The organism is Paraburkholderia sp. BL9I2N2 (genome assembly GCF_004339745.1).
Classification (GTDB): domain Bacteria; phylum Pseudomonadota; class Gammaproteobacteria; order Burkholderiales; family Burkholderiaceae; genus Paraburkholderia.
Window position 1 is genome coordinate 933,580 of record NZ_SMGP01000001.1, and the last position, 25,030, is coordinate 958,609.

Sequence of the window (25,030 nt, forward strand, 5' to 3'; positions counted from 1 at the left end):
ATGCGGGTGGCTTCGGTTATGGCCCGGCTGCCTTTCGCGGCGCGGATAAAAACGCGCGCGCCGCCATGCCTTGTGGGAATGACGGCGCGCGCAGAGTGGCGCGGGGCTCTTGTCGGTCCCGCGCTCGTCGCACCTGCAACGTCGATGGCCAGGCGGTTGCTCGTGACTCGGCTTGGCCCGGCCTGCCCTGCCAGTTCCGCCTACCAGTGCATGCCGGCGCCGATCGACGCGCCGAACTGGCCGCGCGAATCCGTGGTGCCTTGCAGCTTGTAGACCCACTTACCCGTTTCCGAAAGCTGCGATACGCCGATGGCCAACGCCGACTGGCCGGCGTACGTGCCGCCGGCCATTGCGACCATGCCGTGACCCGGCAGGACTGCCTGCGGCAGACCGGCCATTGCCATCGCGGATGCCGTGCCGCCGTAGCTGTCGCGACGGGCTGAGCGGATCTGGTCGTCCGTATAGCTGTTCGCCTGGCTCACTGCTCCGCTGACGCTTTGCTGCAACTGGTTGACGTTGACGGCATCGGCGCCTTGCACGCCGGCTGCGACGTTGGTGATCTGGCGTTCCTGGCCCGCTGCGCCGACGGATACGCTGTTTGCCCGGTCCGCGATCGAGCCTTGGCCTAATGCGACGGAATTGTCAGCGCTGGCGTTTGCTGCTGCGCCGAGCGCGGTGGCGTTGGCGCCGCTGGCGACGGAGTTTGCGCCGAGTGACATGGCGTTTGCGCCGCTCGCCAGCGAATTTGCGCCGATGGCCGTAGCGTTGGTGCCGGTGGCCTGCGCGTTGGCGCCCGCGGCGACGGAGTGGGCGCCGGAGGACACGGCGCCTTCGCTATCGCGGCTGCCTTCCGCGCTGAAGAACGGATTGGCGGTATTGACCACGACGTTGCTGACGGCGCTGTCGATGGCGGCGTTCAGTTGAGCGACGTTGACCGCGTCGGTTGCGTCCACGCCTGCCGCGACGTTGTGGATGACCGTGCCGCCGTTCGCCGCGTCGCCGCCGAGTGTGACGCTGTTCTTGTTGATGGTGCCGTCGGCGTTCTGGTCATACATGACCGCTCCGTCGAGCTTCGCGGCATTGGCGGCGCCCTGGTCGCTCACGGCTTTCAACTGCGCGACGTTGACGGCGTCGGTGTCGGCGGTGCCGGCCGCGACGTTCGTGATCTGGCGTTCGTTGCCGGCGGAGCCGATCGAGACGGTATTCGCCCTGTCCGCGACCGAGCCTTGGCCGAGTGCGACGGAGTTGGCGGCTGCAGCGCTGGCTTGATATCCGAGCGCGGTCGAATTCGCGCCCGCCGCGCTGGCCAGGTAGCCGAGAGCGGTTGAACCGTCACCTTCAGCGATTGCGAAGCTGCCGACTGCCGTGCCGAAATTGCCGTTCGCCTGCGAACTCGTGCCGGCGGCAAATCCGGCTTGCCCCGCAGCGAGCGCTGAACTGCCGATGGCCACCGCGTTGCTACCGGTGGCCGACGCGTCGTCGGTGCCGTCGTTGAGTCCGTTCGCCTTGAAATAGCGCGAGGCGTTCGCGCTGGCGGCTTGCAACTGACTGAGATTGACGGCGTCGGTCGCGTTGGTGCCGGCTGCGACATTCGTGATCTGCCGTTCCTGCCCCGCCGAGCCTACCGACACCGTGTTCACGCGGTCGGCCACCGAATTCTGGCCGAGGGCCACGGAGCCATCCGAACTCGCGGTGGCCATGTAGCCGAGCGCGACGCTCCCGACGCCCGTCACGCTCGAATACGCACCGACCGTCGTGGCGCCGACGCTGCTGGCAACGGACGAGCCGCCAATCGAGGTTGAGCCCGGTGCGTTGGCCGCAGCGCTCGCGCCTAGCGCTGTAGAACCGACGCTGCGGGCAGCGGCGTTCGAGCCGAGTGCGACCGCATCGGCACCGGTCGCGCTTGCGCCTACGCCAGCCGCGACCGCATGTGTGCCGCTTGCCACGGCATCGTCAGAACCGTCGGCGACGCCATCGGCCTTGAAGTAGTGCTGGGTGCCGCTCTGCGCAATGGTGTCGACCTTGCCATCGACCGCACGCAACTGGCTCACGTTGACCGCATCGGTCGCCGCCGCGCCCGCTGCCACGTTCGTCAGACGGCGCTCCTGGTTCACTGAACCGAGCGACACTTCGCCCGCCGGGGTGGGCCCCGCGATCGCCGTTGCGCCCGATCCAACCGGTGCAAAAGCTGTCTGGGACAGGTCCGCTGCGGTGGAGGAATTCGCGCCCAATGCGACGCTGTTGGCCGAGGTGGCAGCCGCATTGTTGCCGAGCGCCACAGCGCCCGCCGCGCCGGCCGTTGCCGCGTAGCCAAGAGCAGTGGCATTGACGCCGGTCGCCTGCGCGATTCCGCCGAATGCCAGCGCCCCCACCTCGCTGGCAGCGGGCCTGATTGCCGATCGCGATACTGTAGTCGGCCGCCGCCAGAGCTGAATCGCCGCCAGCGAAAGAGCCCGTGCCGCCTGCGGCAGACTGATGACCGATCGCGGCAGCATTCGTACCGGCCGCTTTCGCTTGCGCGCCTGCGGCCACTGAGTTGTCGCCCTTCGCATAGGAACTGACGCCAATCGCGGTCGAGCTATTGCCCAGCGCGCTCGCTTGCACGCCCGTTGCAATCGAGCCGTATTTTTGCGCGGTCGATTGCACGCCCGTCGCAATCGAAAACGTGCCTGACGCCATTGCCTGAAAGCCCGTCGCAATGGCGCCATCGCTGAGCGCGCCTGATTGCTTGCCCAACGCCATGGAATACAGGCCTACCGCGTTCGCTTGCATGCCGAGCGCAATTGAATAGGGGCCCGCCGCTTGTGCCGCGATGCCTGCTGCAATCGAACCAACGCCCGTGGCGAGCGCATCCGCGTCCAAGCCGGGATTAACCGGGGCTCCCGCAAAAAAATACGGTGGCGTGTGCCACCGACACCCCCCAGGACAATGCCGCCAGAACCAGTACCGCTTGGGCGATGGCTTTCTTGCGAGTCGTCGTGCGCTTTGCCGTTGATCTTGCCGTTGTCGGCGATGCCAGCCAGGTTTCCGGCGTTTCACACCAAACCAATGGGTTATTGCTTTTCATTGTTTTAGAAACTCCGCGGTATTGCGTGCGTGGACGGTGCATGAGCGCGGGTAAGCCGGCAAGGATTTCATCGCCCTGATAAATTGCGCAAAAATGAAAGTCGGCAGCCTTTGGTTTAGCTGCGTTAGCGCCTTGGCGGTCTTTTTTTGCTCGTGCGAAACACCCGCGTCATGCCCGTTCACCCACAAGATTGATAGGTGGGCGATGAGGCGGCAGGATTGTCCGATCTGGCGGCGGGACGGGGATATCAGTTAAATCTGCAGCGAGTGTGGAAAAATCATTTTATGTGGGCGTGTCTTAGTTTGCAGGAGCGTAAATAGAATTAAATAAAGAACATTCGCAGTTTTTTTTGAAAATTATTCATTTAATTTGAATGTGTTCTTGTATCTATGAGCTCTCAGTGAGATTCGACATGTCAAGCGTGATACATATCGCCGGCGTTTCAAAAAGAGGTGATCGCACGTTGCCCCCGCGGCTCGCCATCCAGCCGCCACGGCCCATCGTGTCCCTCATTTCTCCTGCCCCGCAGACCGATCTGCGTCAACCGCTGGCCCCGGCAAACGTTCTACAATGATGGTTGTTCTCCGAAGTGAGTTTTCATGCGTAAATTTTTTCTTCCCGGCTTGACTGCCACGGTCGCTGCGGGCGCGCTGCTGGTCGCCGCCACAGGCTTTTTTTCTCCGGCGGCCCACGCCAACAACGTGATCGTGCTCAATTCCGGCGAAGCCACGCTGAGCCTGATCGACGAGGCGACCCGCCAGGTCGTCGGCACGGTGCCCACGGGCAAGGAACCGCACCACCTGATGGCCACGCCGGACAATTCGTCGTTGATCGTCGCGAATTCGGTGTCGAACAATCTGATGTTCGTCGACCCGAAAACGGGGCAGGTGCAGCGCTGGGTCGAGAACATCGAAGATCCGTACCAGATCGGCTTTTCGCCTGACCGCAAATGGCTGGTTACCACCGGCCTGCGTCTGGACCGTCTGGACATCTATCACTACGACGGCCAGAAGAACCAGATGACGCTGGCCTCGCGCTTGCCGCTCGCGGTCATGCCGAGCCACATGGCGTTCACGAACGACAGCAAGACGGTATTCGTCACGCTGCAGGTGTCGGGCGAACTGGCCGCGATCGACCTGGCCACGCAAACCGTCAAGTGGAAGATGAAGGTCGGCAAGGTGCCGGCGGGCCTGTGGATGACGCCGGGCGAGAAATACCTGCTGGTCGGCATGACCGGCGCGGACTACGTCGCGGTGGTCGACTGGCGCAACCAGAAGATCGTCAAGACGATCCACACCGGCAACGGCGCGCACAACTTCCGTTCGCTGGCCGACGGCAAGCACGTCGCGGTGTCGAACCGCGTGGCGAGCACGATCAGCATCATCGACGAGGACACGCTCACCAACGTCGGCGACATCACCGGTTTGATGCCGGGACCGGACGACATGGAACTTTCCGCCGACAAACGCTATCTGTGGGTTACGTTCCGCTTCGCGAAGCACGTCGGCATCATCGACCTGACAACGCGTAAGCTGATCCAGACGATCGCTGTCGGCCGTTCGCCGCACGGCATCTATTTCTTCAATCGCGCGCCGGTCACGGCGCCGAACGGCGCTTGATGCAGGGGCCCATGCCGCACCACGCGAACCGTCACGGATGAAGTAACCAGACCAGCACCATGTTCCATCTGATTTTTTCTTCCCTCGATAACTTCGTCTCCGCCGTGCAGACGTTGTTGTACGTCGACGTGGTGCAGCCGCTGCTGTTCCGCTTCGATCTGATGGATTACGACGAAGACACCTACGACAGCCTGTACTGGGTGATCGTGGGCGTCGTCGAAGTGCTGGCCATGTACGCGGTTCTGCGCCCGCTCGAAGCGCTGCGTCCGGTAGAGAAGTGGGAGACCCGCAAGGCGGTGCGCGTCGACGTGATCTACACGTGGATCGCCAAGCTCGGCATTCTGAACCTGTTCTTTTTCTTCGCGCTCCAGCCATTCTTCGACACCGTGCAGGCGTGGCTGCGACTGCACAACATTTCGAATATCGAGTTCGACAATCTGTGGCCGGGCGTGACCACGCAGCCGCTCGTCACGTTCGTGATGTATCTGCTGGTGCTCGATTTCGCCGGTTACTGGTATCACCGCTGGGAACATCGGATCGGCGTGTGGTGGGAACTGCACGCGGTGCATCACAGCCAGCAGCAGATGTCGCTCTGGTCCGACGACCGCAACCATCTGCTCGACGATCTGCTGCAAGCCTCGTTCTTCGCGGTGATCGCGCTGGTGATCGGCGTGCCGCCGTCGCAGTTCGTCGTGCTGGTCGCCATCACGAATCTCGCGCAGAGTGTCCAGCACGCGAACATCCGCCTGTACTTCGGCTGGCTGGGCGAGCGCCTGCTGGTCAGTCCGACCTTCCATCGCCGTCACCACGCCATTGGTTATGGCCACGAAGGGCTGAAATACGGTTGCAACTTCGGCGTGCTGTTTCCGTGGTGGGACATGCTGTTTCGCAGCGTGTCCTGGAGCCGGGAAATGGAGCCGACCGGCATCAGCGATCAACTCGAAGGCCGCCGTTACGGCGACGGTTTCTGGGCGCAGCACTGGCTTGCTTTCGTGCGTATCGCCGGGCGTCTTTCGCCGAAACGCCGCACCGAAAGCAACGACGCCGCCGCCGTTTGAGCGCGCTTCCTCCCACGCCGCCGGTTTCCCCGGCGCCGCGTCACGTGGTTTATCCTGTTCACGTTTGCGATCCTTCGCCGGGCTGCCCGGCGGGTTTGTCGCGCGCTTCACTCCATTCCATCGTTTCGCTCACCGGCACTGGCTCGCATGAATGATCTGTTGCGCTCGTTCGGGCGCGCGCTCACAAGCGCGCTCCACCCGCGCATGCTCTGGCTGACCTTCATGCCGTTTCTCGCGGCAACGGTCGGGTGGGGCGTGATCCTGTGGTTTTCCTGGCAGACGCTGATCGGTGCGACCCGCAGCTGGCTCGAGGGCTGGTCGTTCACGCTCACGCTTTATCATCTGTTCGACTGGCTCGGTTTTTCAGCGCTGCATGCGGCGATCGCGCCGTTTATGGTGATCGCGATGACGATTCCGCTGATCGTCGTCACGGTGCTGCTGCTGATCGCCACGCTGTCGATGCCCGCGGTGATCCGCTTCCTGTCGGCACGGCAATTCCCGAGCCTGGAAATGCGCCGCGGCGGAACGTGGTACGGTAGTCTCGGACAGGCGTTGTGGACTACGCTGGTGTGTCTGGTGCTGCTGATCGTCACGTTGCCGCTCTGGCTCGTGCCGCCGTTCTTCGCGCTGATTCCGCCGCTGCTGTGGGGCTGGCTGACGTATCGTGTGATGAGCTACGACGCGCTCGCGCTGCATGCCACGCGTGACGAGCGGCGCGTGCTGGTGCGGCGTTTCCGTTTGCCGTTGCTGTTGATCGGCATCGCGAGCGGCTTGCTGGGTTCGCTGCCGACGCTGTTGTGGGCGTCGTCGGTCTGGCTGATCGTGCTGTTCCCGGTGGTCACGGCCGTGACGATCTGGATCTATGCGTTCATCCTCGTGTTCTCGGCGTTATGGTTCGGCTACTACTGTTTGCGCGCGCTGCAACGCATGCGCGCGGATGAGCACGGCGGCGTGCGGCACGCGGCGCCGGTTCCCTACTGATGAATTACTGACTAAGCGAAAAAGAGGCGGCAATGGCATTTGGCGTCATCATCATCGGCGATGAAATCCTGTCGGGCAGGCGTATCGACAAGCATCTGCCGAAGGTCATCGAATTGCTGGGCGCGCGTGGGCTGTCGCTCGGCTGGGCGGAGTATATCGGCGACGATCCGGAGCGCATCACCGCGACGCTGCGGCGCACGTTCGCCTCGGGCGACATCGTGTTCTCCACGGGCGGCATCGGCGCGACGCCGGACGACCACACGCGCCAATGCGCGGCGGCCGCGCTCGGCGTGCCGCTCGAACTGCATCCGGAAGCCGCGAAGCTGATTCAGGAGCGCATCCGCGACATGCATCCGGCGAACGCGGCCACGCCGCTCGATCTGGAGTCGCCGGAGAACCGGCATCGCCTGAATATGGGCACGTATCCGCAGGGCGCGTCGATCATTCCGAACGGCTACAACAAGATTCCGGGCTTTTCGATCAGGCAGCATCACTTCGTGCCGGGTTTCCCGGTGATGGCGTGGCCGATGATCGAGTGGGTGCTGGATACGCAATACGCGCATCTGCATCACGCCATGCCGCACGCTGAGAAGTCGCTGCTGGTGTTCGAGTTGCCGGAGTCGCGCCTCACGCCGCTGATGGAAAAGATCGAACGCGATTTTCCGGGCGTGCGGGTCTTCAGTCTGCCGAGCGTGGGCGATGCGGAACGCGGTGGCGTGTACGCGCGGCATCACATCGATCTAGGCGTGAAGGGCGAGCCCGAAGCGGTGGCGGCGGCCTTCGTCAAGCTGCGGGAAGGCGTGCACCTGCTGGGCGGCGATATCGTCGAGCCCGAGGCGGAGGCTGCGGCGGCGAAGCCGCGCGGCTGATTCGCGCGGCGCACGTTTATCCTGGGTTCGGGCGCTGCGGCGCCCGTTTTTCATCGCACTCGTCGCCGATTCTGAGCGCGGCAGAGGCGGATCATCGGCCTGTCACATTCGGCGCCGACGATGTGCCTGTCCTCACGTGCGCGCCTTAATGGGCGGTTTTGAGGCGGCGTCCACGAGCCGCGGCGACAAGCAAATATCACGCAGCGCTCGCGCAGCGATCAGGCAACCGCAAGGCGACCGCAAGGCAACCGCGCGCCGCACAACCGCCGCACTCACGCGCCGATCCACGGCAACCCGCGAAAGCACCAGCCCGACACCGTCTTCCGATGCCCTTGGCCGTCCTTGTCGCCTTCGAAGCCTTCCAGCAGGTCATACGCCTTCGTAAAGCCGGCCTGGGTGGCGGCGATCGCGGCGAGCTTCGAGCGCGCGGCGCTGCGGCACAGGAACAACACGGGCGTATCCGGCGTGGCGACCTGCTTCAACTGCGCGAGAAATTCCTGATTCGGCACCGCGCCCGGATAGCGCGTCCATTCCACGTGCGCGTACTGTCCGTCGCCGATCACCGGCCGGCCGACCCAATCGAGTTCGGCGCGGGTGCGCACATCCACGAGACGCGTGCGCGGATCGAGCTGCAGCAGTTCGAACGCTTCGGCGGGCGATATCGCGCCCGCGTACGGCAACTGATTCTCGGTGCGGCGTTTGTCCGCGCTGGCGTACAACTGTTCGAGCGTGCTCATGAGCGCAAATCTCCTTCGGACCAAATGATCATTCTAGCGCGCGGCGCGAGGCGCGCACGTGTGGCGCGAGCGGCGGCGAACGGGCGTGCGCCGCGATCCGGCGAATGCGCAAACATGGTGCAAGTTTTGTGAAATGCACCAAAATAGAAATGTTGGCCGTTGCCGATTTGGCGAATGCACGTATTTGGTGCGACATATCGTCCAAAGATTTCGGGGCTGCATGCCGTTCGGTGCGCCCATTCCCCGCAAACGCGCGCGCACCGTGGTTCTGCTCCGGGTTGGCGCATACGTGGCACAGAAGCTGCTTTATTGCTGCCGATCGATTTGTCCAGGCAGACCTTTATGTTCCTCCTCAACGATTGAGGGTGGACGCGCCGGGACGGGTCAGCTAGATTGGGCGGCGGCTGAATCCGCCGAATTCGTTAATCAGGAGAAAAGGTTATGAGTAAATCCGTGGCCGACGTCGTGCAACTCGTCAAAGACGAAGACGTCAAGTTTGTCGACTTTCGTTTCACCGACACGCGCGGCAAAGAGCAACACGTTTCGGTGCCGGTGTCGGCATTCGATGAAGACAAGTTCGAAAGCGGCCATGCGTTTGACGGTTCTTCGATTGCCGGCTGGAAGGGCATCGAAGCCTCGGACATGTTGCTGGTCCCGGATGCGAACACGGCCTTCATCGACCCGTTCTACGAAGAATCCACCCTCGTGCTGACCTGCGACGTCGTCGAACCGGCGGACGGCAAGGGCTACGAGCGCGACCCGCGCTCGCTGGCAAAGCGCGCTGAAGCCTACCTGAAGAGCACGGGCCTCGGCGACACGGCATTCTTCGGCCCGGAACCGGAATTCTTCATTTTCGATTCGGTCCAGTGGAACACGGATCAATCGGGCTGCTTCATCAAGATCGGTTCGGAAGAAGCACCGTGGTCGTCGGCGAAGGAATTCGAAGGCGGCAACACCGGCCACCGTCCGGGCACGAAGGGCGGCTATTTCCCGGTCGCACCGGTCGACACGTTCCAGGACATCCGTTCGGAAATGTGTCTGTTGCTCGAACAGATCGGCATTCCGGTCGAAGTGCACCACCACGAAGTCGCGGGCCAAGGCCAGAACGAGATCGGCACCAAGTTCTCGACGCTGGTGCAACGCGCCGACTGGCTGCAGCAAATGAAGTACATCATCCACAACGTCGCGCACACGTACGGCAAGACGGCAACGTTCATGCCGAAGCCGGTGGTCGGCGATAACGGTTCGGGCATGCACGTTCACCAGTCGATCTGGAAAGACGGCACGAATCTGTTCGCAGGCAACGGTTACGCAGGTCTGTCGGAATTCGCGCTGTTCTACATCGGCGGCATCATCAAGCATGCTCGCGCGCTGAACGCGATCACGAACCCGTCGACGAACTCGTACAAGCGCCTCGTGCCGCACTTCGAAGCACCGGTCAAGCTGGCTTACTCGGCTCGCAATCGTTCGGCATCCATCCGTATTCCGCACGTGTCGAACCCGAAGGGCCGCCGTATCGAAACGCGCTTCCCGGATCCGATGGCGAATCCGTACCTGTGCTTCTCCGCGCTGATGATGGCGGGTCTGGACGGCGTGCAGAACAAGATTCACCCGGGCGAAGCTGCCGACAAGAACCTGTACGACCTGCCGCCGGAAGAGGATGCAAAGATCCCGACCGTGTGCGCCGGCCTCGACCAGGCGCTGGACGCGCTGGACGCTGACCGCGAATTCCTGACGCGCGGTGGCGTGTTCACGGATTCGATGCTCGACGCGTACATCGAACTGAAGACGGGCGAGCTGCAACGCTATCGTCAGTCGGTGCACCCGATCGAATTCGAAATGTACTACTCGCTGTAAGCGGCAATGGCGCTTCGCCCTTCACACGGCGAAGTGCTTTGCCCGACGCTCGCGATCGGTCACGAAGGGACGGCGGCGCCGTCCCTTTTTCGTTAGACCGCGCACAACGTTTGCGGCTCGCGGGCAATGGGCAAAGAGCAACACAAAAAAGCGCATCACCGGTTTATCACCATCTCCTATCGGCCAGACTGCAAGATGGTTCTCAAGAATCTGATCAAGGCAAGGAAAGGGCACGAGCAGGCGCTCTCGGACGACGCTCAGCTCGTCAGTTCCGGTTTACTGCCGGGCTTCGAGGCGTTGCCGACGGTCGTGCTGGTGCTCGAAAAGCGCACGCTGCGCGTCGCGTTTGCGAACCCGTCGGCGGAGTCGATGCTGGACCTCTCGCGCCGGCAACTGACGCAGATGGCATGGCCGGACATCTTCTCGAATGCCGACGAACTGGTCGCAACCATTTCCGCGATCGCCGCCCACCGTTTCCACGCGACGCATCTTGACGCCGTGCTCGAACGTCCGGGCCACGAGCCGCTGCATGTGCATGCGATCGTCGGCTTCCTGGAAGGCGCGCAAGACTATGTGCTGCTCGAACTGTTCGAAAACGAGCGGCATTTACGCACCGACCGCGAGGAGCGCATCAACGACCTCACGGCGGTCAACAAGCAACTGATCCGCAATCTCGCGCACGAGATCAAGAATCCGCTCGGCGGAATTCGCGGCGCGGCGCAAACTGCTCGAGTTCGAACTCGGCGAGCGTCAGCGCGACGAGTTGCGCGAGTACACGCAGGTCATCATCAAGGAATCGGACCGGCTGCAAACGCTGGTCGACCGGCTGCTCGAGCCGCACCGCCATCCGCATATCGTCGGCGACGTGAATATCCACGAAGTGTGCGAGCGCGTGCGCCAGGTGATTCTCGCGGAGTTTCCGCGCGGCCTCACCATCGAACGCGATTACGACGTGAGCGTGCCGGATCTGCGCGGCGACAAGGAGCAGTTGATCCAGGCGCTCCTGAACATCGTGCGCAACGCGGCTGAAGCGTTGCGCGAACGTATTTCTCAAGGCGATGCGCGGATCGAATTGCGCACTCGCATTGCGCGCAAGATTACGGTGTCGAAACGCTTATGTAAGCTGGCACTGGACTTGCATATCACTGACAACGGCCCAGGCATTCCCGAAGAAATCCGTGACCGCATTTTCTATCCGCTCGTGTCGGGGCGCGAGGACGGTAGTGGTCTCGGACTGACGCTCGCGCAGACTTTCGTGCAACAGCACGACGGCTTGATCGAAGTGGATAGCCGCCCGGGCCACACCGAGTTTCAGATTCTGCTGCCGCTCGACTGCTAACACCAATGCCTCGTGAGAAAACGCCGGGCCGCCCACGTTTTCTCACTCCCCTTCGGGGGGCCTGCCGCGAAGCGACAGGTTTGGGGGCACTCTTGAGACTTCTGACCGACCCATATGAAGCCGATCTGGATAGTAGACGACGATCAATCGATTCGCTGGGTGCTCGAAAAAGCACTGGCCCGCGAAAACTTCGCGACCCGCAGCTTCGCGAACGTGCGCGAGGCGTCGGCCGCGCTCGACCACGACAGCCCGCAGGTGCTGGTGTCCGACATCAGGATGCCCGGCGGCTCCGGCCTCGAACTGCTGCAAACCGTGCGTGACAAGGTGCCGGGCTTGCCCGTCATCATCATGACGGCGTTCTCGGATCTGGATAGCGCGGTCGCCGCATTCCAGGGCGGCGCGTTCGAATACCTCGCCAAACCGTTCGACGTCGACAAGGCGGTCGAACTGATTCGCCGTGCCGTGGACGAAAGCATGCGCGGCGAACAGACGTGGGACGAACGCGTTACCGAAGCACCGGAAATGCTCGGCCAGGCGCCGGCGATGCAGGACATGTTCCGCGCGATCGGCCGCTTGTCCCATTCCGCGGCAACCGTGCTCATTACCGGCGAATCAGGCACCGGGAAGGAACTGGTCGCGCGTGCGTTGCACCGACATAGCCCACGCGCGAACGGTCCCTTCATCGCGCTGAACACCGCGGCGATTCCGAAGGATCTGTTGGAATCCGAATTGTTCGGCCACGAGCGGGGCGCGTTTACCGGCGCGCAGGCCATGCGCCAGGGCCGCTTCGAACAGGCCGAGAACGGCACGCTGTTTCTCGACGAAATCGGCGACATGCCGTTCGATTTGCAGACGCGTCTGTTGCGCGTGCTGTCGGACGGGCAGTTCTATCGCGTCGGTGGCCACAATCCGTTGCGCGCCAATGTGCGCGTGATCGCGGCGACGCACCAGAATCTCGAATCGCGCGTGCGTCAGGGTCTGTTCCGCGAGGACTTGTATCACCGGCTCAATGTGATCCGCCTGCGCTTGCCGGCCTTGCGCGAGCGCAGTGAGGACATTCCGCTGCTCACGCGGCACTTCCTGCAAAAGAGCGCGCGCGACCTCGGTGTCGAGCCGAAGCGCGTGTCCGAAGAAGCGCTGGCTTATCTCGCGTCGTTGCCGTTTCCGGGCAATGTGCGTCAGTTGGAGAACCTCGCCAACTGGCTCACGGTGATGGCGCCGGCGCAGACCATCGAGATCAAGGACTTGCCGCCTGATCTCGGCCCCGCGCAAGCCGGCGTGACCGATCTGGCCGGCGGTGGCGGTGCGATTGGGACAGGAGATGCGGGCCTCGCAGGCGGCGTGCCGGTCAACGGCACGAGCGCCGCGGCGCATCCGGCCGCGGCGGGCGGCATGCCGGTCGCGAACACCGTCAGCGCCTGGGAAGGCGGCTTGCGCACCGAAGTCGCGCGGATGTTGCGCGAGAATGCGGCGGACGTCATGGACGAACTCGCGCGCCGATTCGAAGCCGCCGTGATTCGAGAAGCGCTCGACTTCACGCGTGGACGCAAGGTCGAAGCGGCGGAGCGTCTCGGCATCGGCCGTAATACGATTACGCGCAAGATTCAGGAACTCAACCTCGAGCCCTGAGTGTCGCGTTGTAGAGCGGGGCGGCGCGCGCGTCGCTCCGCTCATTCGCTTGTAAAACGAGTCACGGGCTCCCACAAGGCATAATCGACGCTGTTTTCATTCGACAGCTGACGATGCCCGCTTCTCCCGCTCCTTTCTCCTGGCCGCTTTCTCCCGATCCCTTCCTGTCGCTCGAAGCGCTCGACGACCCTGACGCGCTCGCGTGGGTCGAACAGCAGAACGCCCGCACGCGCGCCGCGTGGTGCAACAGCGCGGAATTCGAGTCGCTCAGGCAACGGCTTGCCGACGCCTATCTGCCGCGTGAGCGTCCGGTGATTCCCGATCGCTGGAAGGAGTGGGCTTACGACCTGTGGCAGGACGAGCGCAATCCCAAGGGCATCTGGCGGCGTACCACGTGGGCGGCATGGCGTGGCGGCAAACCGGAGTGGCAGAACCTGCTCGACTTCGACGCGCTCGGTGCTGCCGAGGGCACGCCTTGGGTCTGTGTCGAACTCGACATTCTCTATCCCGATGGCGACCGCGCGCTGATCACACTGTCGCCCGGTGGTTCGGATGCGCTCGCGGTGCGCGAGTTCGACATCGACGCGCGACGTTTTGTCGACGACGGCTTCGTGATCGCGAAGGCCGGCAAGCACACGGCGTCGTGGATCGATCGCGACACGCTTTACGTCGGCTGGGATAACGGCCGCAAGACGTTGACGCGCTCCGGTTATCCCCGCGAAGTGCGGCGCTGGACGCGCGGCACCGCGCTCGCCGACGCGCCGGTGGTGTTCAAGGGCGCGTTCGGCGACATCGGCGTGGAGGGGCACTACGATCCGGTCGAGCAACGGCACACGGTGGTGAGCAGCGTCGATTTTTTCGATTCGCACACGTACTACCTCGATGATGCCGATGGTGCCGTCGACGCCTGGCGCCGCTACGAGGTGCCGTCGCATGTCGCGGTGAGCGGCTGGCAAGACTGGCTGTTGCTCGAACCGCGGCTCGATTGGGACTGCAATGGCATGCACTATCCGGGCGGCGCATTGCTGGCGATCCGCGAAGACGCGTTCCTGCGCGGCGAGCGCGACGTGCAGCCGCTATTCACGCCGACGCCGCAAACCTCGGCCTGCGAGTGGACGCATACGCGCAACCACCTGATCGTGTCGTACCTGGAGGACGTGCAGAACAAGACCTTGCTGTTGACGCCGTCGCAAGGCGACGATCAGGCGTGGCATTGGCAGCAACGCGTCTTTCCAACGCGCGAGGATGCGCAAGCCGACGTCTCGCCCGTCGAGCCGACGCTCGACGACGAAGTGTTCGTCGATACCGACGACTATCTGCAGCCGCCTGCGTACTGGCTCGCCGACCTCGCCCGTGACGATCTGAGCGAATGGGAGTTGCTTGACCGCTGGCCGACGCAATTCGACGCAACGCAGTTCGGCGTCACGCGTGGCCACGCAGTTTCCGCGGACGGCACGCGCGTGCCGTACACGGTGATCGGCCCGCGCGCCGAGCAACAACACGCGCGTCCATGCCTGCTCAACGGCTACGGCGGTTTTGCAATTCCCTTGCTGCCGAGCTACCTGACGGGGCAGGGCATCGGCTGGCTGGCGCGCGGTGGCGTGTACGTGGTCGCGCATATTCGCGGCGGCGGCGAGTTCGGCACGCGCTGGCATACGGCGGCGCAAGGCGAGCATCGCCAACGCGCGTTCGACGATTTCATCGCGGTGGCCGAAGCGCTCATCGAGACGGGCGTGACGAGCGCCGCGCAACTCGGTATTCAGGGTGGCAGCAATGGCGGTTTGCTGGTGGCGGCGTGCATGGTGCAGCGACCCGAGCTGTTCGGCGCCGTGGTGTGCGAGGTGCCCTTGCTCGACATGAGCCGCTATCACTTGCTGCACGCGGGCGCGTCATGGATCGACGAATACGGCGATCCCGACGAACCCGATGAAGCGGGCATGCTGGCCGCTTACTCGCCGTATCACCGCGTGTCGGCGAACGTTGCGTATCCGCCTGTGCTGTTCACCACATCGACGGCCGACGACCGTGTGCATCCCGGCCACGCGCGCAAGATGGCCGCGCGCATGCAGGCGCTGGGTGCCGACCACGTCTGGTATCGGGAGAACACGGAAGGCGGGCACGGCGGCTCCGACGAGTTGGAGCAGGCCGAGCACGATGCGATGGTGTTCGAGTTCCTGTGGCGTACTCTGAACCGGTCGACGCAGGCCTGACGTCGTGAGGAAGGATCAGCCGAGCTGCGCGACGACCGGCGCGTGGTCCGACGGCTGGTCCCACTTGCGCGGCACCTTGTCGACGTCGCACGACGAACATACGTCAGCCAGCGCCTTCGACAGCAGGATATGGTCGATGCGCAGCCCCGCGTTGCGACGGAACGCCATCATCCGGTAGTCCCACCACGAGTAGATCTTTTCCGGCTGCTCGAACTGGCGGAATGCATCGACGAGACCGAGTTCGACCAGCCGCACGAACTCCGCGCGTTCTTCGGGCGACACCAGATTCTGGCCTTCCCACGCTTTCGGATCGTGCACGTCGCGGTCTTCCGGCGCGATGTTGTAGTCGCCGAGCAGTGCAAGCTTCGGATGTACAGCCATCTCGCTCGCGATCCAGTCGTGCAGCGCAGCAAGCCAGCGCAGTTTGTACGCGAACTTGTCGGTGTCCGGCGCCTGGCCGTTGGGGAAATACGCGGAGATGATGCGCACGCCTTCGATGGTCGCGGCAATCACGCGTTGCTGCGGATCTTCAAAGCCCGGAATATTCCGCACGATGCTGCCTTCGTCGACCGTCAGGCCGCCGCGCACCAGAATGCCGACGCCGTTATAAGTCTTCTGGCCGGCGAACCAGCTGCGGTAGCCTTTCTCTTCGAGTTCGGCGCGCGGGAATTTTTCGTCCGGCAGCTTCAGTTCCTGGAGGCACAGTACATCGGTGCCGCTGGTTTCGAGCCAGTCGACCACATGCTGTTGGCGGACTTTGAGGGAGTTGACGTTCCAGGTGGCGATTTTCATGACATTCTCACAAGCTTGCGTGATTCCGATAGTCCCGCATCTTATCGCGCGGGCGAGCGGACGGTGAAAATGGCCCCGCCGCGGCACCGAAAATAAAAGCGCGAGCCGGTCATGTCGCGGCGTATAGTGAGATCACTCACACTCGCGCTTTTGCGCATCGGGGAGGCATCATGGCCGAACTTTACCCAGCCCTTTATAAGGACTTCGAAGTGCATCCGCTGGTATTTTCGCGGGCGTTCGACAAGTTCGACGGTCACAAGCGCCACTCCGAAGGCTACGACGTCGCGGTGCGCGTCTGCCGGCCGGGAGCAATCAGCGGCTCGAAGGCGAGCCGCGTATTTCGTCTCGTGCTGCCGCTCACGTTCTCCGATTTCGGCGTGGCCAAACGCAGTGCGAGCCAGTACGGCGCGGACATCATCGACGGTAAGGTGGAAGGCGCGACGGTCCAGGATCTGTGAGTCGCGTGTGCGTCATTTCACGAGCGTGAAATAATTCGCGCGATTGTTTGACGTCTTGCGAACATCTCTATACAATCCGTTTTCTCTGACGCGGGGTGGAGCAGTCTGGCAGCTCGTCGGGCTCATAACCCGAAGGTCGTAGGTTCAAATCCTACCCCCGCAACCAAGCATTGTTGAAAGCCCGCTGGCGCAAGCCACGCGGGCTTTTTAACTTCTGCGGCATCCGTGCGCATACGGGTTGAAGCGCGTGCGCAAGACACCTTCACTCCGAATCAATCGCCCATTCCACCGCCGCTTGCGCATGCAACGCGGTCGTGTCGAACACGGGTAACACGGAATCTTCTGGCTTGATCAGCAACGTGATCTCGGTGCAGCCGAGAATCACCGCCTGCGCGCCACGCGCGGCCAGCGCTTCGATCACACGCTGATACACCGCGCGCGAAGCGTCGTTCACTTTGCCGTGGCACAGTTCGTCGTAAATGATGCGGTGCACGTCCGCGCGTTCGGCTTCATCGGGAATCACTGTGTCGAGGCCGTAGCGCTCACGCAGGCGTCCCGTGTAGAAAGTTTGCTCCATCGTATAGCGCGTGCCCAGCAAGCCCACCCGCTCGATGCCTGCCGCGCGCAGCGCGCTGCCGGTCGGATCGGCGATATGCAGGAAGGGCACGTCGATCGCCGCTTCGATCGATTCATACACGCGATGCATCGTATTGGTCGCGAGCATCACCAGATCGGCGCCGCCCCGTTCGAGTTGGCGCGCGGCGTCTGCCATCTGCTGGCCGAGCGCGTTCCAGTCGCCCGCGCGCTGGTTCGCTTCGATCGGCGCGAAGTCGACGGTGAGCATCAGGCTGCGGGCGTTGTGGTGGCCGCCCAGGCGCGTTTTGGCGTGGCGGTTGAGCAGCTTGTAATACTCGGTGGACGATTCCCAGCTCATCCCGCCGATCACGCCGATGGTTTTCATGTGCTTGCTCCGTGAGTGGATGACGGCGCCGCATCGCATCGACCGTCTGTCTGGCGAGTATAGGCGGGCGGCGCGATGCACTGCCGGTACGGATCGCGCGCCGCTCGCCGGTACGGCCAGATGAAAAAAGCGTCGAACAAAAACGCCGCCACGCGCTTTCTGACGCCGATAGAATCGTAGTCAATCAGGACGGGGTCAAAGGGAGCGATAGATGGATCTGATCATCCGCCGCGCGATGCTGCCACCGGGCGCCGCGCCGCAATACAAAGAGCCGGTCGACATCGGCATCGACATCGGCATCGAAGCGGGCCGCATCGTCGCCGTCGAGCCGAAGCTGGCCGCCAGCGCGCGCGAAGAAATCGATGCCGCGGGTTCACTCGTCACACCGCCGTTCGTCGATCCGCATTTCCATATGGACGCGACGCTCTCGTACGGTTTGCCGCGCGTGAACGCGTCGGGCACGCTGCTCGAGGGCATCGCGTTATGGGGCGAACTGAAGCCGGACCTGACGCAGGAGGCGCTGATCGAGCGGGCGCTGCAGTATTGCGATTGGGCCGTCGCGCGCGGACTGCTTGCTATCCGCAGCCACGTGGATGTATGCGATCCGCGTCTGCTCGCGGTCGAGGCGCTGGTCGAAGTGAAGCGCCGCGTCGCGCCGTATCTCGATCTGCAACTGGTGGCCTTTCCTCAAGACGGCGTGTTGCGCAGCCCGGGCGCGTTCGAGAATCTCAAGCGCTCGATCGCGATGGGTGTGGACGTGGTCGGCGGCATTCCGCATTTCGAGCGCACCATGGCCGACGGCGCGCAGTCGGTGCGCCTCTTGTGCGAGTACGCGGCGGAGCAGGGCTTGCGCGTCGACATGCATTGCGATGAATCGGACGATCCGATGTCGCGGCACATCGAGACGCTCGCGGCCGAAACGCACCGGCTCGGTTTACACGGGCGTGTTACCGGCTCGCATCTGACCTCGATGCATTCCATGGACAACTACTACGTCAGCAAGCTCCTGCCGCTGATGCGCGAGTCGGGCGTCGCGGCGATCGCGAATCCGCTGATCAACATCACGCTGCAAGGGCGCAGCGACACGTATCCGAAACGCCGCGGCATGACGCGCGTGCCGGAGATGATGGCGGCCGGCATCAACGTCGCGTTCGGCCACGATTGCGTGATGGACCCGTGGTACAGCCTCGGCTCGGGCGACATGCTCGAAGTCGCGCACATGGGCTTGCATGTGGCGCAGATGACGGGCGTCGACGGCATGCGCGCCTGTTTCGACGCGGTGACGGTGAACGCCGCGCGCATTCTCGGTCTGGAAGGCTACGGCATCGCGCCGGGATGCGCGGCCAATCTGGTGCTGCTCGATGCGCGCGATCCGGTGGAAGCGATCCGCTTGCGCGCCGCGCGCCTCGCGGTAGTGAGCCGCGGCAAGGTGGTGAGCCGCGCGCCGGCTGCGCGCGCGGCGCTGTCGCTCGAAGGCCGTCCGGCGCAAGTGGACTTCAAATTGCATCCCGATTGATTGCGGCTTGATGCTTCGCGCGAAAAAAAAACCGGTGCCTGCTTACGCAGGTCACCGGTTTTTTATCGGCGCGAAGCAAAGCGCCGACGCTTGCCTCAACCCATCAATGCGCCGCGCCCGGCGACATGCCGTTGTGGCGCAGCAAGGCGTCGATATTCGGCTCGCGGCCGCGGAACGCCTTGAACGACTCCATTGCCGGACGGCTGCCGCCCACTTCCAGAATCTCCTTGCGATAGCGCATGCCGGTCGCCTGATCGAGCACGCTGCCGCTCGCCGCTTGCGCCGCTTCTTCGAATGCCGCGTAGGCATCGGCGGAGAGCACTTCAGCCCACTTGTAGCTGTAGTAGCCCGCCGCGTAACCGCCCGCGAAAATATGGCTGAACGTATTCGGCCAACGCGAGAACGGCGCCTGCGGCACGACATGGAAGCGCTCGTTGATTTCGTTCGCGAGTTCGGTGGCGTTCTTCGTGCCCGAAGCGTCGAAGCCGGTATGCAGTTGCATGTCGAACATCGAGAACACGATCTGGCGCAGCGTGCCCAATCCGCTCTGGAAGTTCTTCGCGGCGAGCATCTTGTCGAATAGATCGCGCGGCAACGGCTTGGCCGTTTCGACGTGCGACGTCATGTCGCTCAACACGTCCCACTCCCAGCAGAAGTTCTCCATGAATTGCGACGGCAGTTCGACCGCGTCCCACTCGACGCCGTTGATGCCCGACACGCCCAGTTCATCGACACGCGTGAGCATGTGATGCAGACCGTGGCCGAACTCGTGGAACAGCGTGATGACTTCGTCGTGCGTGAAGCAGGCGGGCTTGCCGCCGACCGGCGCCGAGAAGTTGCAGGTCAGATACGCGACCGGCGTTTGCACGCTGCCGTGCGTGTGCTTGTGACGACCGCGCGCATCGTCCATCCAGGCGCCGCCGCGTTTGCCTTCGCGCGCATACAGATCGAGGTAGAACTGCGCGACGAGGCCGCCGTCCTGATTCTCGACGCGGAAAAAGCGCACGTCCGGATGCCACACGGCCGCGTCGTCGCGACGGATACGCACGCCAAAGAGCGTTTCAGTGACCTTGAACAGCCCCTTGAACACGGCGTCTTCCGGGAAGTACTGTTTGACTTCGTTCTCAGAGAACGAGTAGCGCTTCTGACGCAGACGCTCCGCGGCAAACGTCATGTCCCATGGTTGCAACTCGCTCATGCCGAGTTCGTTCGCGGCGAATTCGCGCAGTTCCTTCCAGTCCTGCTCGGCATGCGGACGCGCACGCGTGGCGAGGTCTTCGAGAAAGCTCATCACCTGAGCGGGCGACTCGGCCATTTTCGGCGCGAGCGAGACTTCGGCGAAGTTGTTGAAGCCGAGCATGTGCGCTTCTTCTGCGCGCAGTTTCAACTGGTCGGCGAGTACCGCGGTGTTGTCCCACTCGGGCTTGCCGTTGCCGTATTGCGGGCCGAGTTCCGAAGCACGCGTGACATAGGCGCGATACATCGCTTCGCGCATCGGACGATTTTCCGAGTACTGCATCACCGGGAAATACGACGGGAAGTGCAGCGTGAACTTGTAGCCGGTCTTGCCTTCGCGTTCGGCCGCTTCCTTCGCGGCTTCGACGACGTCTTCCGGCAGGCCGACCAATTGCGCTTCATCGCCGGCTTCGACGACATAGGCATAGGCGTTGGTCGCATCGAGCACGTGATCGGAAAACGCTTTCGAGAGCGCCGCCTGACGTTCCTGCAATTCGGCGAAATGCGGTTTCCGGTCTTCCGGCAATTCCGCGCCGGACAGGCGGAAATCGCGCAGCGCGTTGCCGAGGATCTTCTTACGCTCGTCGGTTAGCGAGGCGAAATCGCTGCTCGCGTTCAACGCCTTGTACTTCTCGTACAGCGCGAGATTCTGTCCGACGCTCGACCAGAATTCGGTGACGCGCGGCAGATTTTCGCCATACACGGCGCGCAACTCGGGCGTATCGGCGACGGCGTTCAGATGGCCGACCACGCTCCAGGCGCGCGACAGCGGTTCGGTGGCGCGCTCGACCGGTTCGACCACGTCGGCCCACGAAGCGGGGGTGATCGGCTGGGCAGCGCGTTCGACGGCGGCGGCCGCATCGGCGAGCAGCACATCGAGGGCTGGCGTGACGTGTTCGGGGCGGATTTCGCCAAAGCGCGGCAGGTCGGAGAAATCGAGGAGCGGATTGTCGTGATTCGAGGCGGTAGTGGACATGAGGCTTCCTGTCTGACGCGGGTGAACGGGTAATCGGTGCATCGACGGGCGTCCCACAAGGGGACTTCCTTTGGAGCGCGTGCAATGACGCCCCATAACGGCCGATACAGACATTATTGGGGCAGGGCGCGCCGATTCCAATCCGTCGGCAGACAAATTATCAGATGTCGCGGCCTTGTGCGCGTGCCGGACAGGCCGGGCGGCGCCGCGCGCGGCAATAACGCGCCGCTGCGCTTTGTGCGAAAGCGCACGGTCCCGATTGCTGCTATGCGGCAAGGTGGAGCGTCGCTATCGGTCAGCGGCGTTTTTTTGCAAAGAGGTATCAATGAATCCGCTTTCGGACGCTCTATCGCACAAGGGCAACAATTTTGATCTCGTGCGACTGCTGGCCGCCATTGCCGTCGTGTATGGCCATTCGTACGTGCTGCAGGCTCCCGACGGCAGCACCGATTGGGTTCAGAACGCGCTGGGTTTCGACGGTTTCGGCGCGCTGGGCGTCTACGCCTTCTTCCTGCTGAGCGGCATGCTGGTGACCGCCAGCTTCGACCGGCAACGCTCGGTGCCGCGCTTCGCCGTGTTGCGCATCGCGCGCCTGTGGCCGGCTGTGGCGGCCGGGTCGCTGGTGACGGTGTTCATCGTCGGTCCGCTCTTTACGACGCTGACGCTGCGCGAGTATTTTGCCTCCGGCATGACTTGGGCTAACCTCGACAACTTCTCGACCATCGTGCGGTCGGCCGGCTGGGCGCTGCCCGGCGTGTTCGAGCACAACCGCTATCCCGTCGACATCTGTGGACCGCTCTGGACGCTGCCGGTCGAAGTGCGCTGCTATCTGCTCGTGCTCGTGACCGGCATGGTGGGTTTGCTGTCCAACTCGCGTGGCGTGGTGCTCGCGGCCGCGCTCGGCTGCGCCACATTCATGCTGAACGTGGATCACGCGCATTGGCAGATCGGCTTGCGCGATTTCAGCGAAACGCCCGACGGCTATTCGTTCTGGCCGCAGCCGTTTTTCATGCTGGGCATGCTGCTGTATGGCTGGCGTGAGCGGATCGACATCAACGGCTTGGCGGCGCTGGCGTTCGCGATGGTGTTCCTGGTGTTCCGCGACACGGCCGGCGCGCAGCCGCTGTTCTATCTGGCCTTCGTGTACGGCGTGCTGTGGGTCGGGACGACACCGCTTCTGCGGCGCTTCGTGCCGCGTCATGATTACTCGTACGGCATCTATCTGTACGGCTTCATGGTGCAGCAATGCGTCGCGAACATCGCGCCGCAGTTGAGCCATGTGGCGGCGGTGTTGATTGCCGCGCCGTTTATTCTTTTGTGCGCGGCGCTGTCGTGGCACTTCGTGGAGCGGCCGGTGCTGAAGTGGTGCCGCGGGCGTCTCGCGCGGCCGTCGACGCAGGTAGCCGCGGGCATGCCGGCTGGCGATCAGGCGGTGCGCTGAGATGTGCTGAGTATGAGGTCCGCGGCCGGTGCCGATTGACTTGGAGAGTTTGGCAAGACGCCGCCAGGGCCGCTAGGTCCTGAAGCCGGCGAAGGTGCTCCGCCGGCTTTTCTCCCGCCGTTTACGCGTTCGCTGCCGCTTCGCGCTCGGCGGCTTCGATCGTGTTGACGAGCAGCATGGTGATGGTCATCGGGCCGACGCCGCCCGGCACCGGCGTGATGTAGCCGGCCACTTCCTTGACGCCCGCAAAATCCACGTCGCCGCACAGCTTGCCGGCTTCGTCGCGATTCATGCCGACGTCGATCACCGCCGCGCCCGGTTTCACCATCTCCGCCGTGAGGATGTTGCGCAAGCCGGTGGCGGCGACCACCACGTCGGCGTTGCGCGTATGAGCGGCCAGGTCGCGCGTCTTGCTGTGGCAGATCGTGACGGTCGCGCCCGCTTCGAGCAGCAGCAGCGCCATCGGCTTGCCGACGATGTTCGAGCGGCCGATCACCACCGCGTTCGCGCCTTGCAGCGGAATCTCGTAAGCGGCGAGCATTTTCATGACGCCGTACGGCGTGCACGGGCGGAACAGCGGCCGGCCGGTCATTAGCGCGCCGGCGTTGGCAACGTGAAAGCCGTCGACGTCTTTTTCCGGCGCGATCGCTTCGATCACCTTGTGGCTGTCGATATGCGGCGGCAGCGGCAGTTGCACCAGAATGCCGTGAATGCGCGGGTCGCGGTTCAGTTCGTCGATGCGTGCGAGCAGCTCGGCTTCCGGCAGGTCGGCCGGATAACGGTCGAACGACGAGCCGAGGCCGTTGTCGTTACACGCCTTCACTTTGTTGCGCACGTAGACTTCGCTGGCCGGATTGTCGCCGACCAGCACCACCGCGAGGCCCGGCTGATGGCCGCGAGCGGTGAGGGCGGCGGCGCGCGCGGCGACGTCGGCGCGCAGGGTCTTGGAAAGGGCTAGGCCGTCGATCAGTTTGGCAGTCATGGTCGGTCGAGATGGGCAGTTTGGAAAGCGGGGCAGGGCGCAGACGCTTGTGCGTGCCGCGCGCGATGGCGCTTTTCAACGGGAATGGGTCGGCACGTGAAAAGCGCGCGGCGCGAATCGGGGTTAAGCAGCGCTGCAAAGTGCGACATTATACCGGCCCTGCCAGGTGCGCCGCGTACGGATTCCAGGCTGTGCGGCAGCGCTACGGATGCCGGCCGCGCGTGCCTCACATGGTGGGACGGATGCCCGGTTGGAACGGTGGCGGCAGCGGGTGCGCCGCCAGACGCGTATTCGGGGCCGCGCCTGCCGCCTGGTGCGGCGGGCGGAGGCAAAGCTGTCAAACGCGACTTGCTATGGCTGGACCGGCTGCCAACCCGAGCCCGGCTCGAACGATGAGATCGCCGCCGCCGCGCGTGCGGTTCGCGGCCCGAGATTCTTCTGATACACCTGTCCGTCCTGATTGACGATGAAACTCATCACGCCGGTCTTGCCATAGTCGGCCGGCGATGCGATCAGTCCGAACCCTTTGCTCAGCACGCCGTTGTCGACGTAGTTCCTCGCGCCACCCTTAGCGTGCGCCCCTTGTGCCGTGAGAATGCGGAAGTGATAGCCGTGATACGCCTCTTCAGGCTGCGTGCCGTCGGGCATCGTGGCGGCGAGCGGCCCAAGCGGACTTTCCGCTTCGCCGTGCGCCGTCGTCCAGTACAGGCCGTCGTGCTGGCCCGGCGTACTGACGAAGCGCTGTGCATAGTGCTGGGTCAGGTTGCGATAGTCGTACTGCGCATCGAGGTAGGCGAGCGAGGTCAGGATCGCGGCGTGTTCATTGCGGCCGATGCGCCGTGTCAGCATCTCGTCGCGTCCCGCCGGCGGATCGAAACGCCAGCCGTTGCCCGACTGCACGAGCGGAATCGGCAGGGTCCAGCCACTGTAGCCGACCGTCAGATGCGCAGTGGCGCGCCCCTTGTCCATGACGGGGTCCTCGACGATCTGATGGTTTTTCGACCATTCGCCGAGGAACTGATAGATGTCGTCCTCGCCGATGCCTTCGGTTGGAATGAAGCGATGAAAATCGCCGCCGAGCACGCGCTTGAGGGCATCGTCGTCGTTGCGGGCGAGGGCTTCGACGAAGGCATTGGCGGCGTCGTCCGCGCTGGGATAGATCGCCTGGGCATGAGCGGGGATCGCGCTGATTAGCAGCGCCGGCGCCAGCAGCAGTGCGCCGGTGCTGCCGAGCGCGATAGCAAGTATCAGGACCTGGGCACGCAGCCTGCCCCGAGAGAATGGACGCATCATCAGACTTCT

At 63.7% G+C, this 25,030-nt stretch carries 17 protein-coding genes, 1 tRNA gene and 2 pseudogenes; 12 read left to right on the forward strand and 8 right to left on the reverse strand.

Features of this window, described 5'->3' with window-relative positions:
* Positions 1-200 precede the first annotated feature (200 nt).
* Positions 201-2,495 carry a YadA family autotransporter adhesin gene (locus B0G74_RS04345; RefSeq protein WP_347814509.1) on the reverse strand — a complete coding sequence of 765 codons (2,295 nt, stop codon included), beginning with the start codon at positions 2,493-2,495 and terminating at the stop codon, positions 201-203.
* 11 nt (positions 2,496-2,506) lie between these two features.
* A pseudogene (locus tag B0G74_RS47640) lies at positions 2,507-3,039 on the reverse strand (hypothetical protein); the annotation flags it as partial.
* Positions 3,040-3,666: 627 nt separating this feature from the next.
* Here B0G74_RS47640 and B0G74_RS04355 point away from each other — a divergent pair.
* The 4 genes from B0G74_RS04355 (at position 3,667) to B0G74_RS04370 (ending at position 7,594) form a co-directional block, all read left to right on the forward strand.
* Positions 3,667-4,686, forward strand: coding sequence for a beta-propeller fold lactonase family protein (locus B0G74_RS04355; RefSeq protein WP_132373805.1), 1,020 nt, complete (start codon positions 3,667-3,669; stop codon positions 4,684-4,686).
* Between the two features lie 59 nt (positions 4,687-4,745).
* Positions 4,746-5,744 carry a sterol desaturase family protein gene (locus B0G74_RS04360; RefSeq protein ID WP_132373806.1) on the forward strand — a complete coding sequence of 333 codons (999 nt, stop codon included), beginning with the start codon at positions 4,746-4,748 and terminating at the stop codon, positions 5,742-5,744.
* Between the two features lie 147 nt (positions 5,745-5,891).
* The gene (locus tag B0G74_RS04365; RefSeq protein WP_132373807.1) at positions 5,892-6,725 is read left to right on the forward strand and encodes an EI24 domain-containing protein; all 834 of its coding nucleotides are present in this window, start codon (positions 5,892-5,894) and stop codon (positions 6,723-6,725) included.
* A 32-nt stretch (positions 6,726-6,757) separates the two neighbouring features.
* Complete coding sequence (locus B0G74_RS04370) at positions 6,758-7,594, forward strand: molybdopterin-binding protein (protein ID WP_132373808.1); 837 nt, start codon at positions 6,758-6,760, stop codon at positions 7,592-7,594.
* A gap of 272 nt (positions 7,595-7,866) precedes the next feature.
* Here B0G74_RS04370 and B0G74_RS04375 read toward each other — a convergent pair whose 3' ends face one another.
* Positions 7,867-8,331: a rhodanese-like domain-containing protein gene (locus B0G74_RS04375; RefSeq protein WP_012433603.1), complete on the reverse strand. Its 465-nt coding sequence runs from the start codon at positions 8,329-8,331 to the stop codon at positions 7,867-7,869.
* A 441-nt stretch (positions 8,332-8,772) separates the two neighbouring features.
* On the opposite strand from B0G74_RS04375, the gene glnA reads away from it, so the two are divergent.
* The 4 genes and pseudogenes from glnA to B0G74_RS04395 all read left to right on the forward strand — a co-directional run bounded on the left by glnA (position 8,773) and on the right by B0G74_RS04395 (position 15,366).
* Positions 8,773-10,188: a type I glutamate--ammonia ligase gene (gene glnA / locus B0G74_RS04380; protein ID WP_073427532.1), complete on the forward strand. Its 1,416-nt coding sequence runs from the start codon at positions 8,773-8,775 to the stop codon at positions 10,186-10,188.
* A gap of 195 nt (positions 10,189-10,383) precedes the next feature.
* Positions 10,384-11,527: pseudogene (glnL, locus tag B0G74_RS04385) on the forward strand (nitrogen regulation protein NR(II)).
* Between the two features lie 114 nt (positions 11,528-11,641).
* Positions 11,642-13,156: a nitrogen regulation protein NR(I) gene (gene ntrC, locus B0G74_RS04390; protein ID WP_132373809.1), complete on the forward strand. Its 1,515-nt coding sequence runs from the start codon at positions 11,642-11,644 to the stop codon at positions 13,154-13,156.
* 113 nt (positions 13,157-13,269) lie between these two features.
* Entirely contained in the window at positions 13,270-15,366 is a 2,097-nt protein-coding gene (locus B0G74_RS04395) for a prolyl oligopeptidase family serine peptidase (protein ID WP_132373810.1), read from the forward strand.
* Positions 15,367-15,381: 15 nt separating this feature from the next.
* Here the strand turns inward: B0G74_RS04395 and xth are convergent, their stop codons facing one another.
* Complete coding sequence (gene xth / locus B0G74_RS04400) at positions 15,382-16,158, reverse strand: exodeoxyribonuclease III (protein WP_132373811.1); 777 nt, start codon at positions 16,156-16,158, stop codon at positions 15,382-15,384.
* Positions 16,159-16,328: 170 nt separating this feature from the next.
* On the opposite strand from xth, the gene B0G74_RS04405 reads away from it, so the two are divergent.
* Together B0G74_RS04405 and B0G74_RS04410 are read left to right on the forward strand one after the other, a co-directional pair.
* A complete protein-coding gene (locus B0G74_RS04405) occupies positions 16,329-16,616 on the forward strand; it encodes a hypothetical protein (protein WP_106279408.1) in 288 nt (95 codons plus the stop codon).
* A gap of 89 nt (positions 16,617-16,705) precedes the next feature.
* A tRNA-Met gene (locus B0G74_RS04410) sits at positions 16,706-16,782 on the forward strand.
* Between the two features lie 96 nt (positions 16,783-16,878).
* Here B0G74_RS04410 and B0G74_RS04415 read toward each other — a convergent pair.
* Entirely contained in the window at positions 16,879-17,577 is a 699-nt protein-coding gene (locus tag B0G74_RS04415) for an aspartate/glutamate racemase family protein (RefSeq protein ID WP_132373812.1), read from the reverse strand.
* A gap of 211 nt (positions 17,578-17,788) precedes the next feature.
* Here B0G74_RS04415 and B0G74_RS04420 point away from each other — a divergent pair, with 211 nt between their 5' ends.
* Positions 17,789-19,093 (forward strand): amidohydrolase family protein, encoded by a 1,305-nt coding sequence (locus B0G74_RS04420; RefSeq protein ID WP_132373813.1) that lies wholly within the window; start codon positions 17,789-17,791, stop codon positions 19,091-19,093.
* Positions 19,094-19,196: 103 nt separating this feature from the next.
* Here B0G74_RS04420 and B0G74_RS04425 read toward each other — a convergent pair whose 3' ends face one another.
* The gene (locus tag B0G74_RS04425; RefSeq protein ID WP_132373814.1) at positions 19,197-21,305 is read right to left on the reverse strand and encodes a M3 family metallopeptidase; all 2,109 of its coding nucleotides are present in this window, start codon (positions 21,303-21,305) and stop codon (positions 19,197-19,199) included.
* A 325-nt stretch (positions 21,306-21,630) separates the two neighbouring features.
* Here B0G74_RS04425 and B0G74_RS04430 point away from each other — a divergent pair, with 325 nt between their 5' ends.
* On the forward strand, positions 21,631-22,746 hold the full coding sequence (locus tag B0G74_RS04430) for an acyltransferase (RefSeq protein ID WP_132373815.1): 1,116 nt from the start codon (positions 21,631-21,633) through the stop codon (positions 22,744-22,746).
* A gap of 121 nt (positions 22,747-22,867) precedes the next feature.
* On the opposite strand, the gene folD is transcribed toward B0G74_RS04430, so the two are convergent.
* Together folD and B0G74_RS04440 are read right to left on the reverse strand one after the other, a co-directional pair.
* Positions 22,868-23,728 (reverse strand): bifunctional methylenetetrahydrofolate dehydrogenase/methenyltetrahydrofolate cyclohydrolase FolD, encoded by an 861-nt coding sequence (gene folD / locus B0G74_RS04435; protein ID WP_132373816.1) that lies wholly within the window; start codon positions 23,726-23,728, stop codon positions 22,868-22,870.
* Positions 23,729-24,079: 351 nt separating this feature from the next.
* On the reverse strand, positions 24,080-25,021 hold the full coding sequence (locus tag B0G74_RS04440; RefSeq protein ID WP_132373817.1) for a DUF2950 domain-containing protein: 942 nt from the start codon (positions 25,019-25,021) through the stop codon (positions 24,080-24,082).
* Positions 25,022-25,030: the final 9 nt, after the last annotated feature.